Genomic DNA, 16108 nt, shown 5'->3' with positions numbered 1-16108 from the left:
ACCTATCTTTGCTCGCGGTTTCATCAAGGATAGGCTGACTGAAACGGTTAAGCGGACAAGGATGCGGGGGAGGGGGTATGGACATTTTTATTTCGAAAAAGATGCGCAATTTCATTTTATTAGCGCAAACCAATAATATTGCCCGGGCGGCAGAAAAAATCCATATGACGGCTTCGCCATTTGGTAAAAGCATTGCCGCGCTGGAAGAACAAATTGGCTATACGCTATTTACCCGCAAAGATAATAATATCAGCCTCAATAAAGCCGGACAGGAACTGTATCAAAAACTGTTCCCGGTTTATCAACGACTTTCTGCGATTGATAATGAAATCCATAACTCAGGGCGTCGTTCACGAGAAATTGTGATTGGCATAGATAATACTTATCCGACAATTATTTTCGATCAGTTGATTAGTCTCGGAGATAAGTATGAAGGCGTGACCGCCCAGCCAGTTGAGTTCAGCGAAAACGGCGTTATCGATAATCTTTTTGACCGTCAGTTAGATTTTATTATCTCCCCACAGCATGTATCTGCACGAGTTCAGGAACTGGAAAACCTGACTATCAGTGAACTACCACCGCTGCGATTGGGCTTTCTCGTTTCTCGCCGTTATGAAGAGCGACAAGAGCAAGAGCTGCTTCAGGAGCTGCCCTGGCTGCAAATGCGCTTTCAGAACCGGGCCAACTTCGAAGCAATGATTGATGCGAATATGCGACCTTGTGGGATCAATCCAACCATTATTTATCGTCCCTACAGTTTTATGGCCAAAATCAGCGCCGTGGAGCGCGGACATTTTCTGACGGTGATCCCGCATTTTGCCTGGCGACTGGTGAATCCGGCAACGCTGAAATATTTTGATGCGCCGCACAGGCCGATGTATATGCAGGAATATCTTTATTCAATCAGAAATCATCGTTATACCGCCACGATGCTTCAGCATATTGCTGAAGATCGTGACGGGACGAGTCATTAACCCAGCATCGAGCCGGTTGCAATTAAATTACGGTGTAAATCGAAGACGTGGCTAAGATCGTGGTGAATATGTCCGCCGGGCGCATTTTCCAGATAGCGATGCAGATAATCCCGATACATAGGATGTGCACAATTATCAATGATAGTGCGGGCGCGTTGAAGCGGGGAAAGACCACGCAGATCGGCGATGCCTTGTTCGGTGATGATCACTTTGACGCTGTGTTCGCTGTGATCAACATGGCTGCACATTGGCACGACGGTTGAGATCTTGCCTTCTTTAGCAATCGACGGGGCCATAAAGATCGACAGATACGCGTTGCGTTCAAAATCACCGCTGCCACCGATGCCGTTCATCAGATCGACCCCGGCTACGTGCGTTGAGTTGGCATGCCCGTAAATATCAAACTCCAGGCCGACGTTCAGAGCGATGACGCCCAGACGACGGATGATTTCCGGGTTATTGGAAATCTCCTGCGGACGCAACACAATGCGGCTGGCAAAGTAATCCATATTGTCGTAAATCTTGCGCAGGGAATCGGCCGAGATTGTCAGGCTGGAGGCGCTGGCCCCGCTGATTTTGCCGGTTTCCAGTAAATGCACCACCGATTCCTGTAGCACTTCCGAATACATCATAAACGGAGGAATTTCCGGGTTTTCCCCTAGTCGCGCCATGACTGCATTATTGATATTGCCCACGCCACTTTGCAGCGGCAGAAATTCCGGCGGAATACGCCCATGCGCCATTTCCTGCAACAAGAACGTGACCACGTTATCGGCAATCTGCTGGCACATGGGATTTTGCTTATCCAGCATATTACCGGCGTCGGGCAAGTTGGTTTCCACGACGGCGACAATCTTTTTCGGATCGATTTGCACATAGCGGGTACCGACGCGATCCATTGCATGGAAGATCGACACGCTATTGCGCCGCGGAGGCGCGCCAGGAATCACAATATCCGCCAGTTCTGCAACGCGCGGATCGTGATAGCGATTGAGTTCAATGATCACTTTCTTCGCTCGCAGCAGCCAGGTCGGCGCATTACCGATCCCGCTGGTTAACCAGACTCGACCATCCGGTGCAAGTGCCGATGCTTCAATGACGGCAACATCAATTTCGCCGAAGAAACCGTAATTGACCATTTGCGCCACTTCGCTCAAATGCAGGTCAACGAAACTCACCGCGCCCTGATTGATCTTTTTACGTAAACCGGACGATGTTTGATATGGCGCACGCCAGGAAACAGCATCGGCGTCAGAAAGTACATCGTCAGCGGCGGCGCTGATTGACGCCCCCGTCAGCAGGCGGATTTGATACGGCTTTTGGGCCTCATGCTGTTCGTTAGCTCTGCGGGCAATGGCGGTGGGAAGGGCTTTCGGCGAACCCGCCGGGGTAAAGCCGCTAAATGCCACCATGTCGTTATGCTGGATAATTTCTGCCGCTTCATCGGCGGTCATCCTTGTCCACTGAGTTTCCATTTTTACTCCTTCGTTCGCAGGGATTAATGACCAACGAAATTAGGTTTACGTTTTTCGAGGAAAGCGTTCATCCCTTCCTGGTAGTCTTCGCTGTCATAAACCGCGCGGCGCATCCCCTGAATACGTTCAAATTCATCGGAGTTCATGGTGTGCGCTTCGCCCAGTACACGCAGCTCTTCTTTGATAACGGCAATGGCTAACGGCGCTTTCTCAGAGATGTGGTGCGCCATTTGTAAGGTGAAATCTTCCAGTTCTTCCACTTCCACAACATGGTTGAGGATGCCGACAGCCAGCGCGCGCTGGGCGGTGATTGGCGAAGCGGTAAAAATCAGCTCTTTGACAATGTGGAAGCCCGCGTCGCGGGTCAGGTTGTGAATGCCGACCAGGTTATACGGGACGCCGAGGTTTACAGGCGTCATTGAGAAGGTTGAGGTACTGGCGGCGATAATCAGATCGGAACTCATGATCATTTCAAATGCGCCACCCCAAACACTACCTTCCACCATCGAAATGATCGGTTTCGGGAATTTTTGGATCATGCGGGTGATTTGACGCAATGGATCATCATAGGAGAGCGGATCGCGACCGCCAGACGGCAGTTCGTGAATATCGTGACCTGCGGAGAAGACTTTGGATCCACTCGGCGCGCGCAAAATGATACAGCGAATTTCCGGCCGGTTGAGATCGCTTAACGCCTGCATAAGATCATCAATAAAGACTTTACTTAAGGCATTAAGTTTTCGGCCATAGTTAAACTCAATGACCGCCACTTTGTTGATAGTGACAACGTTCACATACTGATAAGACATAAAAATTCCTTTAATCAAAATATTGCGTCTGGATAAATTCACTGAGCTGCCGCAGGCCGGTGCGCGGTGAGAGCGTATTGTTTTTGACCGCTAAAAGCGTCTGGCGGTAATAGCGATCGAAATCTTCATTCGCGAACAGGTGATTCAGTACTTCTTCTTCGGTTTGTTTACGCAGCCATTCCACCGATTGTTGTTGCCGCACTTGTTGTAATCGACCACTGGCAGTTAGCGCGGTTTTGAAGTCGATGATGGCGTGCCAGATCTCATCGATTCCACGTTTTTCCAGTGCGCTACAAGTCAGAACCCGTGGCTGCCATTCGTCGTATTTACGTCGCAGAATATGCAGAGCACTCTCGTACATATGCCGGGCAATGGCGACATTGGTATGGTTATCGCCATCGTCTTTGTTGATAACGATCAGATCTGCCACTTCCATCAGCCCCTTTTTAATGCCCTGCAGATCATCGCCGCCACCGGCAATTTGCAACGAGATAAAACAGTCCACCATGCGGGCGACTTCCGTTTCTGACTGCCCGACGCCAACCGTTTCGACAATCACTACGTCATAACCCGCCGCTTCGCATAACAGCATTAATTCCCGCGCTCGCTGACTGGCACCGCCCAGATGGCCGGAGGAGGGTACCGGGCGAATAAACGCCGCCTCGGCACGCGCAAGGTCATTCATGCGGGTTTTATCCCCGAGAATGCTACCGCCAGTGACCGGGCTGCTGGGATCGACCGCAATAACCGCAACCTTTAATCCCTCACGAATCAACAACATGCCAAAGGCTTCAAGAAAGGTACTTTTCCCCGCGCCGGGTGTGCCGGTAACGCCCAGTCGCAGGGCGTTACCACAGAACGGCATAATGGCGTCAAGCAGCTGAGTACTTAGCGCCTGATGACGCGGGTGACGGCTTTCCACCAACGTCATGGCCTGGGCAAGCGTGGCACGCTCACCCTTACGTAAGCGGCGAATACTTTCTGCCAGCGTGGCTTCATTAATCATGATGCTGGCTTATCAGATTCAGTACGTCGCGCACGCTGTCGAGCATAGGTGTACCTGGACCATAAATCGCCGCCACGCCGCGCTCTTGCAGGAAGGCGTAATCCTGCGGCGGAATGACGCCACCGGCGACTACGCAGATATCTTCGCGTCCCCATTTTTTCAGCGCTTCGACCAGTTCCGGGATCAGCGTTTTATGACCGGCAGCCAGTGAGGATGCGCCCACTACGTGAACGTCATTTTCTACTGCCAGGCGGGCGATCTCTTCAGGTGTAGAGAACATCGGGCTTAAATCTACGTCGAAACCGAGGTCGGAATAGGCGCTGGCGATCACTTTCGCGCCGCGATCGTGCCCATCCTGACCCATTTTAGCGATCAGAATGCGCGGGCGACGACCATTGTCGGCAAGGAACAGCTCCGTTTGCGCAACAATGGCATCGAACTCGGAGGCCGATTTCTCAGACTGATGATAGCTTTGCGCAATCACGCCGGTAACACACTGGCTTGGCACCAGATAACGGTCGAAAGCGGCTTCCAGCGCATCGGAAATTTCACCCAGGGTGGCGCGAACGCGAGCGGCATTAACAGCGGCAGCCAGCAGGTTTTCGTTATGCTGTGCGGCGTGAGTCAGGGCGTTCAACGCGGCGGTTACGGCGGCATCATCACGGGTGGCGCGAATGCGTTCCAGCGAAGCAATTTGCTCGTTACGCACCATCACGTTGTCGATCTCAAGGACGTCGGTTTCGTCTTCGTGATCCAGTTTGTACTTGTTGACACCAACGATGACACGCTTGCCCTGGTCGATCAGCGACTGTTCGCGCGCTGAGGCCTCTTCGATCATTCGTTTTGGCAGACCTGCTTCGATCGCTTTCGCCATACCACCGGCTTCGTCGATCTGTTGGATAATAGCTCTGGCTTGTTTGACGATTTGATCGGTCAGCGACTCAACGTAATAGGATCCGGCCAGTGGATCGACGGTGCGGCAGAGTTCTGATTCTTCCTGAATGATGATCTGGGTATTGCGGGCAATGCGTGCTGAGAAATCGGTAGGCAAACCAAGCGCTTCGTCAAAGGCGTTGGTATGCAGTGACTGAGTACCGCCCAGCGTTGCAGCCAGTGCTTCAATGGTGGTGCGGATAACGTTGTTATACGGATCCTGTTCAGTCAGGCTCCAGCCTGAGGTCTGGCAGTGGGTACGCAGCGCCAGTGATTTCGGATCCTGTGCGCCAAATCCACTGACCGCTTCGCTCCATAAATAACGTGCCGCACGCAACATGGCGACGTTCATAAACAGATCCATGCCAATGCCGAAGAAGAACGACAGGCGAGGAGCGAAGTCATCAATTTTCAGCCCGGCGGAGATTGCTGCTTTGATGTACTCAATCCCATCAGCGAGCGTAAATGCTACCTGCTGCACGCAGTTGGCACCCGCTTCACCCATATGGTAACCGCTGATACTGATGGTATTAAATCGCGGCATGTTGCCGGAACACCAGGCGATGATGTCTGCGATAATACGCATTGACGGTTTTGGCGGGTAAATATAGGTGTTGCGGCAAAGATACTCTTTGAGGATATCGTTTTGAATAGTGCCGGTCAGTTTATCGGGTGTAACACCTTGCTCTTCTGCGGCGACAATATAAAACGCCAGTACTGGTAGTACTGCGCCATTCATGGTCATCGAAACCGACATTTTATCCAGCGGGATCTGGTCGAACAGGACTTTCATATCTTCCACGGTGTCGATAGCAACGCCCGCTTTGCCGACGTCGCCCGCCACGCGCGGGTTATCGGAGTCGTAGCCTCGGTGGGTGGCAAGGTCAAACGCAACGGAAAGACCTTTTTGCCCGGCGGCCAGGTTACGGCGATAAAAAGCGTTGGACTCTTTTGCTGTTGAAAAACCAGCATACTGACGGATGGTCCACGGTTGGGCGGTATACATAGTGGCACGCGGGCCACGAACGTAGGGGGGCAAACCAGGAAGGGTACCTGTCACCTCCAGATTATCGAGATCGGCTTCGGTATACAGCGGCTTGATGGCGATCCCTTCCGCGGTTTGCTGAACCAGCGAGTCGACAGTTTTCTCCCGACGGCTCAATTCCTTGTTGGCAAGCTGTTGCCACTCCTGCACGTTAGACATTATTTGCTCCGTAAAACGCAATCAAAATGAGGGTATTTGCGCTTACGGTGAGCTTTTTACGTGGGTTTGTCGCCAGCAAAAAAAATGCATTCAGACGTCGTTTTTTGCCGCCTGAGATTTGTCTATTTTGTGATGTGATTCAAGGAATACAAAAAGACGTGCGGATAATGCCTGATATGTGCTATCAGGCATTATTTGATGGATTAATCCTGACGAAGGACTTTGTGACCATAATCGAGTAACGCATCAGTGACTTTACGCATCATGCGGCTTTCAGGAGCAAAGCGGTGCCAGTAGAGCATCCGTCGTTGAAATAGCCCAGGCGTTAAGTCAATCAGTTCACCGCTGGCCAGCTCTTTCTCGATTTGCAGGTGCGGGATCATACAGCAGGTGGTGCCCTGGCGAGCAAGTTGCACGAACGCTTCTGAAGAATTAACGATATGGCAGGGTACGCTGCCAGGAGGCAGATCGAAGTTTTGCTGCAAAAAGGCCTGGTGCATATCGTCAAGATGGTCAAAGGCGACCACAGGTGCTTTCAATAATGCCGAACGCGTTACGCCGTTAGGGAAATATTTTTCGGCAAACGGTTTTGAGCTGACGAACAGATAGTCGAGCGCACCGAGCTTATCGACAAGACAGCTCGGCAGCGCCTGATGTTGAATACTCACCGCGCCGACCACTTCGCCGCGGCGCAGACGTTCCTGAGTGCGGGTTTCATCTTCTACCTGCAAGTTGAGGCGGATAGGCGAATCAGCCAACACAGGAGCCAGCGCCGGAAGCAACCACGTCGCCAGACTGTCGGCGTTGACCGCCAGTGAAAGTAGCAGCGGAGTCGAACCGGTTTGTTCATCGCCCAGCCACTCTTCTTCCAGCAACTCCACCTGGCGTAGCAGTGCCAGCAGTTTTTGCCCTTGTTCTGTCGGGCGCGGCGGTACGGTACGCACCAACAGCGGCTGCCCGAACATATTTTCCAGTTGCTTAATGCGCTGTGAGACGGCTGATTGTGTAATGCACAGCTTTTGTGCCGCGCGCTCAAATCCTCGTTCACGTATCACCGCATCCAGTGCCTGTAATGTTCTGTAGTCCGGGCGTTTCATTGCTGTTGTCTGCTCCTGGTAAATGCTTTTTCCTGCACTATGACACAATTTTGTGTCAGGTTGCATATACCGAAGCCGTCGGCGGGTAACATTTGTATCAATGGTTAAACGCGCAGCTTAAAAGATCAGGGATTTGCGCTATTGCATTTCGCTTAGCGACTTCGCGCCCTGGTTATGTTGAATGGCGTGGCGTTATTGCCTCTGTTCGCACCGTGGAGCGGCATACCCAGACCGTTGTATGCTTTATTTGCCGGGCGAAAGGGGATGCCCGCCATTGCGCGATATTTTACGGATGAGTTAACCACGCGGCTTGCCAACGGGGTCTGAATCGCTTTTTTTGTATATAATGCGTGTGAAATTTCATACCACAGGCGAAACGATCATGACGCAGGATGAATTGAAAAAAGCAGTAGGATGGGCGGCACTTCAGTATGTTCAGCCCGGCACCATTGTTGGTGTAGGTACAGGTTCCACCGCCGCACACTTTATTGACGCGCTCGGCACGATGAAAGGCCAGATTGAAGGGGCCGTTTCCAGTTCGGATGCTTCCACTGAAAAACTGAAAAGCCTCGGCATTCACGTTTTTGATCTCAACGAAGTCGACAGCCTTGGCATCTACGTTGATGGCGCAGATGAAATCAACGGCCACATGCAAATGATCAAAGGCGGCGGCGCGGCGCTGACCCGTGAAAAAATCATTGCTTCGGTTGCGGAAAAATTTATCTGTATTGCCGACGCTTCCAAGCAGGTTGATATTCTGGGCAAATTCCCGCTGCCAGTAGAAGTTATCCCGATGGCACGTAGTGCAGTGGCGCGCCAGCTGGTGAAACTGGGCGGTCGTCCGGAATACCGTCAGGGCGTGGTGACCGATAACGGCAACGTGATCCTCGACGTCCACGGCATGGAAATCCTTGACCCGATAGCGATGGAAAACGCCATAAATGCGATTCCTGGCGTGGTGACTGTTGGCTTGTTTGCTAACCGTGGCGCGGACGTTGCGCTGATTGGCACACCTGACGGTGTCAAAACCATTGTGAAATGATCTGACGGGGGAACCTCCCCCGTTAAAAAAATTCTCTTCATTAAATTTGGTGACATGTGTCACGTTTTTACCTGGCTATTGTCGATTGCTCTAAATAAACCCTCTAAACCAGCATATTCATCCAAGAAATACCTTTGCGTGATATTTCCTCAACATCGCGACGCAAACGTTCATATTGCCGCAATATTATTTTTTGATATGTTGAAAGGCGGATGCAAATCCGCACACAACATTTCAAAAGACAGGATTGGGTAAATGGCAAAGGTATCGCTGGAGAAAGACAAGATTAAGTTTCTGCTGGTAGAAGGCGTGCACCAAAAGGCGCTTGAAAGCCTTCGTGCAGCGGGTTACACCAACATCGAATTTCACAAAGGCGCGCTGGATGATGAACAATTAAAAGAATCCATCCGCGATGCCCACTTCATCGGCCTGCGATCCCGTACCCATCTGACTGAAGACGTGATCAACGCCGCAGAAAAACTGGTCGCTATTGGCTGTTTCTGTATCGGAACAAACCAGGTTGATCTGGATGCGGCGGCAAAACGCGGGATCCCGGTATTTAACGCACCGTTCTCAAATACGCGCTCTGTTGCGGAGCTGGTGATTGGCGAACTGCTGCTGCTATTGCGCGGCGTGCCGGAAGCCAATGCTAAAGCGCACCGTGGCGTGTGGAACAAACTGGCGGCGGGTTCTTTTGAAGCGCGCGGCAAAAAGCTGGGTATCATCGGCTACGGTCATATTGGTACGCAATTGGGCATTCTGGCTGAATCGCTGGGAATGTATGTTTACTTTTATGATATTGAAAACAAACTGCCGCTGGGCAACGCCACTCAGGTACAGCATCTTTCTGACCTGCTGAATATGAGCGATGTGGTGAGTCTGCATGTACCAGAGAATCCGTCCACCAAAAATATGATGGGTGCGAAAGAGATTTCACTAATGAAGCCCGGCTCGCTGCTGATTAATGCTTCGCGCGGTACTGTGGTGGATATTCCGGCGCTGTGTGACGCGCTGGCGAGCAAACATCTGGCGGGGGCGGCAATCGACGTATTCCCGACGGAACCGGCAACCAATAGCGATCCATTTACCTCTCCGCTGTGTGAATTCGACAACGTCCTTCTGACGCCACACATTGGCGGTTCGACTCAGGAAGCGCAGGAGAATATCGGCCTGGAAGTTGCGGGTAAATTGATCAAGTATTCTGACAATGGCTCAACGCTCTCTGCGGTGAACTTCCCGGAAGTCTCGCTGCCACTGCACGGTGGGCGTCGTCTGATGCACATCCACGAAAACCGTCCGGGCGTGCTAACTGCGCTGAACAAAATCTTCGCCGAGCAGGGCGTCAACATCGCCGCGCAATATCTGCAAACTTCCGCCCAGATGGGTTATGTGGTTATTGATATTGAAGCCGACGAAGACGTTGCCGAAAAAGCGCTGCAGGCAATGAAAGCTATTCCGGGTACCATTCGCGCCCGCCTGCTGTACTAATTCCCCTTCTCTGAAAATCAACGGGCAGGTCACTGACTTGCCCGTTTTTTTATCGCTTCTCCCGCGCATGTCGCTGCCATTTGTAGTGCGCTGCAATTGCCTTTGCGAGTCTGCTCGAAGAAATAAATCAAAGTCAGATCAATGCGTTGTGTTTATTTAATGGGGATTTACGATGGCAGGGCAGCATGGGGCTGTAACGGTAAAGCCCTCACCGAAGCGAGGGCTTGAAGGAGAAGGGTTATGATGCGACTTGTCATCATACTGATTGTACTGTTACTCATAAGTTTCCCAGCTTATTAACAGTCAGTCTCAGGGGAGGAGTCATCCTCCCTTACCCTTACTCACTAAATTAGGTTAAAGAATCAACGATGTCAATCAGGGCGATGCAGGTGTGTCGCCCTCACCACTCCCAGACTTTCGACGGTGTAACCACCGCAGGAAGTGGGATATCCCACTCTTCAACGGGGAGTTTTTCCACCAACTGACAATCATGCGCATAACCCACCGGTTGCATTTTATAGTGCTGCCAGTTTTGTAAGGTTCGATCATAAAAACCACCGCCCATTCCCAGGCGCTGACCGTACTCATCAAAGGCGACCAGCGGTGTGATCAACACGTCTAATCGGGAAAGGGGTAGCACGTCACGCACATCCAGTTTTGGCTCATGGATCTTCAACCTGTTCATCACCAGTTCGCTTTGCGGATGGTAATTCAGGAACAGCAAATTACCGGCACTAAAGGGATGCAAAACTGGAAGATATACGCGCTTACCGGCGCGCCAGAGTTGTTCTATGAGTGGCTGGGTGTCGAGTTCGCCATCAAAAGAGAGGAATACAGCGACCGTATGCGCCATCACCACTGGGGGATAAGTCATCATCCGGGTAGCAGCTTGTTGACCCATTTCCTGCTGTTGTTCCGGCGTTAACGCACGACGACGTTGCCGAATCATTTTGCGGATTTCTTGTCGGGATAATGTCAGTGGGAGTTCTGGTAGTTGCGTCATGGCTGGTGCCAGATAAGAAGGGAATCTCCGAGATGCCGCCGCAGGCTGTAACCCTTGAACCCTTGGTTCAAGGTGAATGTGTCGTCGCAGTTTTAAGGCTTCTCGGACGGACCGAGCATGCTCACCAACCGCGGAGCGCCACATTCTTGTGGTATGAAATATCGGCTCAGGGGACTGGCCCGCTTGCGAACATCTCAGAGAAATTTTGTCTTCACGGTTACTCTACCACAGTAAACCGAAAAGTGTCATTCAAAGTTTTGGTTAGTTTTTTCGGTGATGCGACCTTGTTCAAGTAACGCTTGTTCTATGGTCTGCTGCAGCATCCGAATACGCTGTTCCATACTTGCCGCGTAGTCACGAGTCTTCGCTTTTTCTTGCGCTAACTCATAGCTGATATTCAATGCGGCAATGAAGACCAACTGCTCAGTATTTGTGACTCTAGTGCGTTCTTTCAGATCTTGCAACCGTTGGTTCAGATCGTCCGCTGCCTGATTCAACGCATCCCTTTGGTCAGGCGGGCAGTTCACACGCAGTGAACGGCCAAAAATTTGGATATCGACGGGTTGTGCAGACATGCCACCTTCCTGCTGATTGACTGCGCTGCCTTCGTCTTTAGACCCATGGTCTGCGAAGGGGCGACACTATAGCTACCCTGATGAGAAGAGACAAGCCCTTTTCTGGTCCACCAGGGCCCAAAGTGGTAGCATATCATGAATATTCCTCCCTTTGACGACGAATGCTTATGTCTATACAGAACGAAATGCCTGGTTACAACGAAATGAACCAGTATCTGAACCAACAAGGGACGGGTCTGACCCCTGCTGAGATGCATGGTTTAATCAGTGGGATGATATGTGGCGGTAACGATGACAGCTCATGGCTGCCGCTACTTCACGACCTGACGAACGAAGGCATGGCTTTCGGTCATGAGCTGGCACAGGCACTGCGTAAAATGCACTCTGCCACCAGCGATGCCCTGCAGGATGACGGCTTCCTTTTTCAACTTTATCTGCCTGATGGCGATGATGTCAGCGTTTTCGATCGGGCTGATGCGCTGGCAGGTTGGGTCAATCACTTCCTGCTTGGTCTTGGCGTTACGCAACCGAAGCTGGACAAAGTGACCGGCGAAACCGGTGAAGCCATCGACGATCTGCGTAACATCGCGCAGCTGGGCTACGACGAAGACGAAGATCAGGAAGAGCTTGAAATGTCGCTTGAAGAGATCATCGAATACGTTCGAGTTGCCGCGCTGTTATGCCACGACACCTTTACTCATCCGCAACCGACCGCGCCAGAAGTACAAAAACCGACTCTACACTAAAAACAAAAAACGTAAGGAGAGTGTTATGAGTGAGATATCCCGGCAAGAGTTTCAGCGTCGCCGTCAGGCCCTGGTGGAGCAAATGCAACCCGGCAGCGCCGCGCTGATTTTTGCTGCACCAGAAGTAACACGTAGCGCCGACAGCGAATACCCCTATCGTCAGAACAGTGACTTCTGGTACTTCACCGGCTTTAACGAACCGGAAGCGGTGCTGGTGCTGATTAAAAGCGATGACACTCATAACCACAGCGTTCTGTTTAACCGCGTTCGCGACCTGACGGCGGAGATCTGGTTTGGCCGTCGTTTAGGTCAGGATGCCGCGCCAGAGAAACTGGGCGTTCACCGCGCACTGGCATTCAGCGAAATTAATCAGCAACTTTATCAACTACTTAATGGTCTGGATGTGGTTTACCACGCCCAGGGCGAATATGCATATGCTGATGAAATCGTGAACAGCGCGCTGGAAAAGCTGCGTAAAGGCTCGCGACAAAATCTCACCGCGCCAGCAACGATGATCGACTGGCGTCCCATTGTTCATGAAATGCGCCTGTTCAAATCGCCGGAAGAGATTGCCGTACTTCGCCGCGCGGGAGAAATCACCGCCCTGGCGCATACCCGGGCGATGGAAAAATGCCGTCCGGGAATGTTCGAGTACCATCTGGAAGGCGAAATTCACCACGAATTTAACCGCCACGGTGCGCGCTATCCGTCCTATAACACCATTGTCGGCAGCGGTGAAAACGGCTGCATTCTGCACTACACCGAAAACGAGAGTGAACTGCGCGACGGTGACCTGGTGTTGATTGACGCGGGTTGTGAATACAAAGGTTACGCGGGCGATATTACCCGCACCTTCCCGGTCAACGGCAAATTCACCCAGGCCCAGCGTGAAATCTACGACATTGTGCTGGAGTCTCTCGAAACCAGCCTGCGCCTGTATCGTCCGGGAACTTCCATGCAGGAAGTCACTGGTGAAGTGGTGCGTATCATGGTTAGCGGCCTGGTAAAACTCGGCATCCTGAAAGGTGATGTTGATGAACTGATCGCTCAGAACGCCCATCGTCCTTTCTTTATGCATGGCCTTAGCCACTGGTTAGGACTGGATGTCCATGACGTTGGCGTTTATGGCCAGGATCGCTCGCGCATTCTGGAACCGGGGATGGTACTGACCGTAGAGCCTGGTCTGTATATCGCGCCGGATGCGGATGTGCCAGAACAATATCGCGGTATCGGCATTCGTATTGAAGACGACATTGTGATTACCGAAACCGGCAACGAAAACCTCACCGCCAGCGTGGTGAAAAAGCCGGAAGAAATCGAAGCGTTGATGGCTGCTGCGAGAAAGCAATGAGCGTAATCATCGTCGGTGGCGGCATGGCGGGCGCGACGCTGGCGCTGGCTATTTCCCGGTTAAGTCACGGGGCGCTGCCGGTACATTTGATTGAAGCGACTGCGCCAGAGTCACATGCTCATCCGGGCTTTGATGGACGAGCGATAGCGCTGGCGGCGGGTACCTGTCAGCAACTGGCGCGCATCGGCGTCTGGCAATCTCTGGCTGATTGCGCAACCGCCATCACTACCGTGCATGTCAGCGATCGTGGTCATGCCGGATTCGTCACCCTCGCCGCAGAAGATTACCAACTGGCGGCGCTGGGACAGGTTGTCGAATTGCACAATGTCGGGCAACGGCTGTTTGCATTGCTGCGCAAAGCACCTGGCGTAACGCTGCATTGCCCGGATCGCGTGGCTAACGTTGCCCGTACTCAGAGTCATGTTGAAGTGACGCTGGAGTGTGGCGAAACGCTGACGGGCCGCGTGCTGGTAGCCGCTGATGGCACCCATTCAGCGTTAGCCACTGTGTGCGGCGTTGACTGGCAGCAGGAGCCTTACGAACAACTGGCTGTGATTGCCAACGTTGCGACTTCCGTTGCGCATGAAGGGCGCGCTTTTGAACGCTTTACGCAACATGGCCCGCTGGCGATGTTGCCGATGTCTGACGGACGCTGTTCGCTGGTCTGGTGTCATCCACTGGAACGGCGCGAAGAGGTGCTGTCGTGGAGCGACGAGAAGTTTTGCCGTGAACTCCAGTCGGCCTTTGGCTGGCGACTTGGGAAAATTACCCACGCTGGTAAACGCAGTGCTTATCCGCTGGCATTAACCCGCGCCGCCAGACCGATTACCCATCGCACTGTGCTGGTGGGCAATGCGGCGCAAACTCTGCACCCCATCGCCGGGCAAGGGTTCAACCTCGGTATGCGTGATGTGATGAGCCTTGCAGAAACTCTGACTCAGGCGCAGGAGCGCGGAGAAGACATGGGTGATTACGGCGTATTGTGCCGTTATCAGCAGCGTCGACAGAGCGATCGCGAAGCAACCATCGGCGTCACGGACAGCCTTGTACATCTTTTTGCCAACCGTTGGACCCCGCTGGTTGTCGGGCGCAACATCGGGCTGATGACGATGGAATTATTTACCCCGGCACGCGATGTGCTGGCGCAGCGCACCCTCGGTTGGGTGGCGCGTTGAAGGCGGTTTTAAGGAATAAACAATGCAAAGTGTTGATGTAGCCATTGTTGGCGGCGGCATGGTGGGGCTGGCGGTTGCCTGCGGCTTACAGGGGAGCGGCTTACGCGTTGCCGTACTGGAGCAGCGCGTACCGGAACCTCTGGCGGCGGATGCACCACCACAACTGCGCGTTTCGGCTATCAATGCCGCCAGCGAAAAATTACTCACCCGTCTTGGCGTCTGGCAGGACATTCTCTCTCGTAGGGCCAGTTGTTATCACGGTATGGAAGTGTGGGACAAAGACAGTTTTGGTCACATTTCGTTTGACGATCAAAGCATGGGCTATAGCCATCTTGGGCATATCGTTGAAAATTCAGTGATTCACTACGCGCTGTGGAACAAAGCACATCAGTCGTCAGATATCACTCTGTTAGCCCCCGCAGAATTACAGCAGGTCGCCTGGGGAGAAAATGAAACCTTCCTGACGCTGAAAGATGGCAGCATGTTAACGGCGCGTCTGGTGATTGGCGCGGACGGCGCTAATTCCTGGTTGCGCAACAAAGCCGATATTCCGCTGACTTTCTGGGATTATCAGCATCACGCGCTGGTAGCGACCATTCGCACGGAAGAACCGCATGATGCGGTGGCGCGGCAGGTTTTCCATGGCGAAGGCATTCTGGCCTTTTTACCGCTTAGCGATCCGCATCTTTGCTCGATTGTCTGGTCACTGTCGCCAGAGGAAGCGCAGCGGATGCAGCAGGCAAGTGAAGACGAATTTAATCGCGCGTTAAATATCGCTTTTGATAATCGCCTGGGCTTATGCAAGGTTGAGAGCGAGCGTCAGGTGTTCCCGCTGACGGGGCGTTATGCCCGCCAGTTTGCCGCACACCGTCTGGCGTTGGTGGGCGACGCCGCGCATACTATTCACCCGCTCGCGGGGCAGGGCGTTAATCTCGGCTTTATGGATGCCGCAGAGCTGATTGCCGAACTGAAACGGTTGCATCGTCAGGGTAAAGACATCGGGCAGTACATTTACCTGCGTCGCTATGAGCGTAGCCGTAAGCACAGTGCGGCGCTGATGCTGGCTGGTATGCAGGGATTCCGCGATCTGTTTTCCGGGGCTAATCCGGCGAAAAAACTGCTGCGTGATATTGGTCTGAAACTGGCCGACACGCTTCCTGGCGTTAAACCACAACTTATCCGCCAGGCAATGGGATTAAACGATTTGCCTGAATGGCTGCGTTAAAAATT

15 protein-coding genes and 1 other RNA gene are annotated in these 16108 nt (G+C 52.6%); 8 read left to right on the top strand and 8 right to left on the bottom strand.

What is annotated here, in order from left to right; genetic code table 11:
- Positions 1-77: 77 nt before the first annotated feature.
- A complete protein-coding gene (srsR, locus tag ACJHYR_RS03910; protein WP_000350807.1) occupies positions 78-974 on the top strand; it encodes a LysR family transcriptional regulator SrsR in 897 nt (298 codons plus the stop codon).
- On the opposite strand, the gene scpC is transcribed toward srsR, so the two are convergent.
- The 5 genes from scpC to argP form a co-directional block, all read right to left on the bottom strand.
- Positions 971-2449, bottom strand: a complete 1479-nt coding sequence (scpC, locus tag ACJHYR_RS03905; protein ID WP_021562616.1) for a propionyl-CoA:succinate CoA transferase — start codon at positions 2447-2449, stop codon at positions 971-973. The genes srsR and scpC overlap by 4 nt on opposite strands.
- Positions 2450-2472: 23 nt before the next feature.
- Positions 2473-3258 carry a methylmalonyl-CoA decarboxylase gene (gene scpB, locus ACJHYR_RS03900; RefSeq protein ID WP_000122080.1) on the bottom strand — a complete coding sequence of 262 codons (786 nt, stop codon included), beginning with the start codon at positions 3256-3258 and terminating at the stop codon, positions 2473-2475.
- 10 nt (positions 3259-3268) lie between these two features.
- On the bottom strand, positions 3269-4264 hold the full coding sequence (gene meaB / locus ACJHYR_RS03895; protein WP_000606490.1) for a methylmalonyl Co-A mutase-associated GTPase MeaB: 996 nt from the start codon (positions 4262-4264) through the stop codon (positions 3269-3271).
- The gene (gene scpA, locus ACJHYR_RS03890) at positions 4257-6401 is read right to left on the bottom strand and encodes a methylmalonyl-CoA mutase (RefSeq protein WP_000073257.1); all 2145 of its coding nucleotides are present in this window, start codon (positions 6399-6401) and stop codon (positions 4257-4259) included. The genes meaB and scpA overlap by 8 nt, the downstream gene beginning before the upstream one ends.
- A 203-nt stretch (positions 6402-6604) precedes the next feature.
- Complete coding sequence (argP, locus tag ACJHYR_RS03885) at positions 6605-7498, bottom strand: DNA-binding transcriptional regulator ArgP (RefSeq protein ID WP_000828351.1); 894 nt, start codon at positions 7496-7498, stop codon at positions 6605-6607.
- A gap of 382 nt (positions 7499-7880) precedes the next feature.
- Here argP and rpiA point away from each other — a divergent pair, with 382 nt between their 5' ends.
- The 3 genes from rpiA to ibsC all read left to right on the top strand — a co-directional run bounded on the left by rpiA (position 7881) and on the right by ibsC (position 10328).
- Entirely contained in the window at positions 7881-8540 is a 660-nt protein-coding gene (gene rpiA, locus ACJHYR_RS03880) for a ribose-5-phosphate isomerase RpiA (RefSeq protein WP_000189743.1), read from the top strand.
- A gap of 255 nt (positions 8541-8795) precedes the next feature.
- Positions 8796-10028, top strand: a complete 1233-nt coding sequence (serA, locus tag ACJHYR_RS03875; RefSeq protein ID WP_001151604.1) for a phosphoglycerate dehydrogenase — start codon at positions 8796-8798, stop codon at positions 10026-10028.
- Between the two features lie 240 nt (positions 10029-10268).
- The gene (gene ibsC, locus ACJHYR_RS03870) at positions 10269-10328 is read left to right on the top strand and encodes a type I toxin-antitoxin system toxin IbsC (protein ID WP_071525914.1); all 60 of its coding nucleotides are present in this window, start codon (positions 10269-10271) and stop codon (positions 10326-10328) included.
- 100 nt (positions 10329-10428) lie between these two features.
- On the opposite strand, the gene ACJHYR_RS03865 is transcribed toward ibsC, so the two are convergent.
- The 3 genes from ACJHYR_RS03865 to zapA form a co-directional block, all read right to left on the bottom strand.
- Positions 10429-11031, bottom strand: a complete 603-nt coding sequence (locus ACJHYR_RS03865) for a 5-formyltetrahydrofolate cyclo-ligase (protein ID WP_001298273.1) — start codon at positions 11029-11031, stop codon at positions 10429-10431.
- 20 nt (positions 11032-11051) lie between these two features.
- A non-coding RNA gene (gene ssrS / locus ACJHYR_RS03860) (6S RNA) lies at positions 11052-11235 on the bottom strand.
- Between the two features lie 41 nt (positions 11236-11276).
- A complete protein-coding gene (gene zapA / locus ACJHYR_RS03855) occupies positions 11277-11606 on the bottom strand; it encodes a cell division protein ZapA (RefSeq protein WP_001276008.1) in 330 nt (109 codons plus the stop codon).
- A 167-nt stretch (positions 11607-11773) separates the two neighbouring features.
- Between zapA and ygfB the strand changes: the two genes are divergently transcribed.
- From ygfB to ubiI, 4 genes are read left to right on the top strand one after another with little or no spacing between them, the layout of a single operon-like run.
- The gene (gene ygfB / locus ACJHYR_RS03850; protein ID WP_001295378.1) at positions 11774-12352 is read left to right on the top strand and encodes a UPF0149 family protein YgfB; all 579 of its coding nucleotides are present in this window, start codon (positions 11774-11776) and stop codon (positions 12350-12352) included.
- Between the two features lie 25 nt (positions 12353-12377).
- Positions 12378-13703 (top strand): Xaa-Pro aminopeptidase, encoded by a 1326-nt coding sequence (gene pepP, locus ACJHYR_RS03845; protein ID WP_001587406.1) that lies wholly within the window; start codon positions 12378-12380, stop codon positions 13701-13703.
- Complete coding sequence (gene ubiH, locus ACJHYR_RS03840) at positions 13700-14878, top strand: 2-octaprenyl-6-methoxyphenyl hydroxylase (protein ID WP_001587405.1); 1179 nt, start codon at positions 13700-13702, stop codon at positions 14876-14878. The genes pepP and ubiH overlap by 4 nt, the downstream gene beginning before the upstream one ends.
- 22 nt (positions 14879-14900) lie before the next feature.
- The gene (ubiI, locus tag ACJHYR_RS03835) at positions 14901-16103 is read left to right on the top strand and encodes an FAD-dependent 2-octaprenylphenol hydroxylase (RefSeq protein WP_001192173.1); all 1203 of its coding nucleotides are present in this window, start codon (positions 14901-14903) and stop codon (positions 16101-16103) included.
- Positions 16104-16108: the final 5 nt, after the last annotated feature.

Source organism: Escherichia sp. WS1450 (genome assembly GCF_046487395.1).
Classification (GTDB): Bacteria; Pseudomonadota; Gammaproteobacteria; order Enterobacterales; family Enterobacteriaceae; genus Escherichia; species Escherichia coli.
The sequence above is the reverse complement of the archived record's forward strand: the minus strand, read 5'-3'. Positions and strand labels throughout refer to the sequence as shown.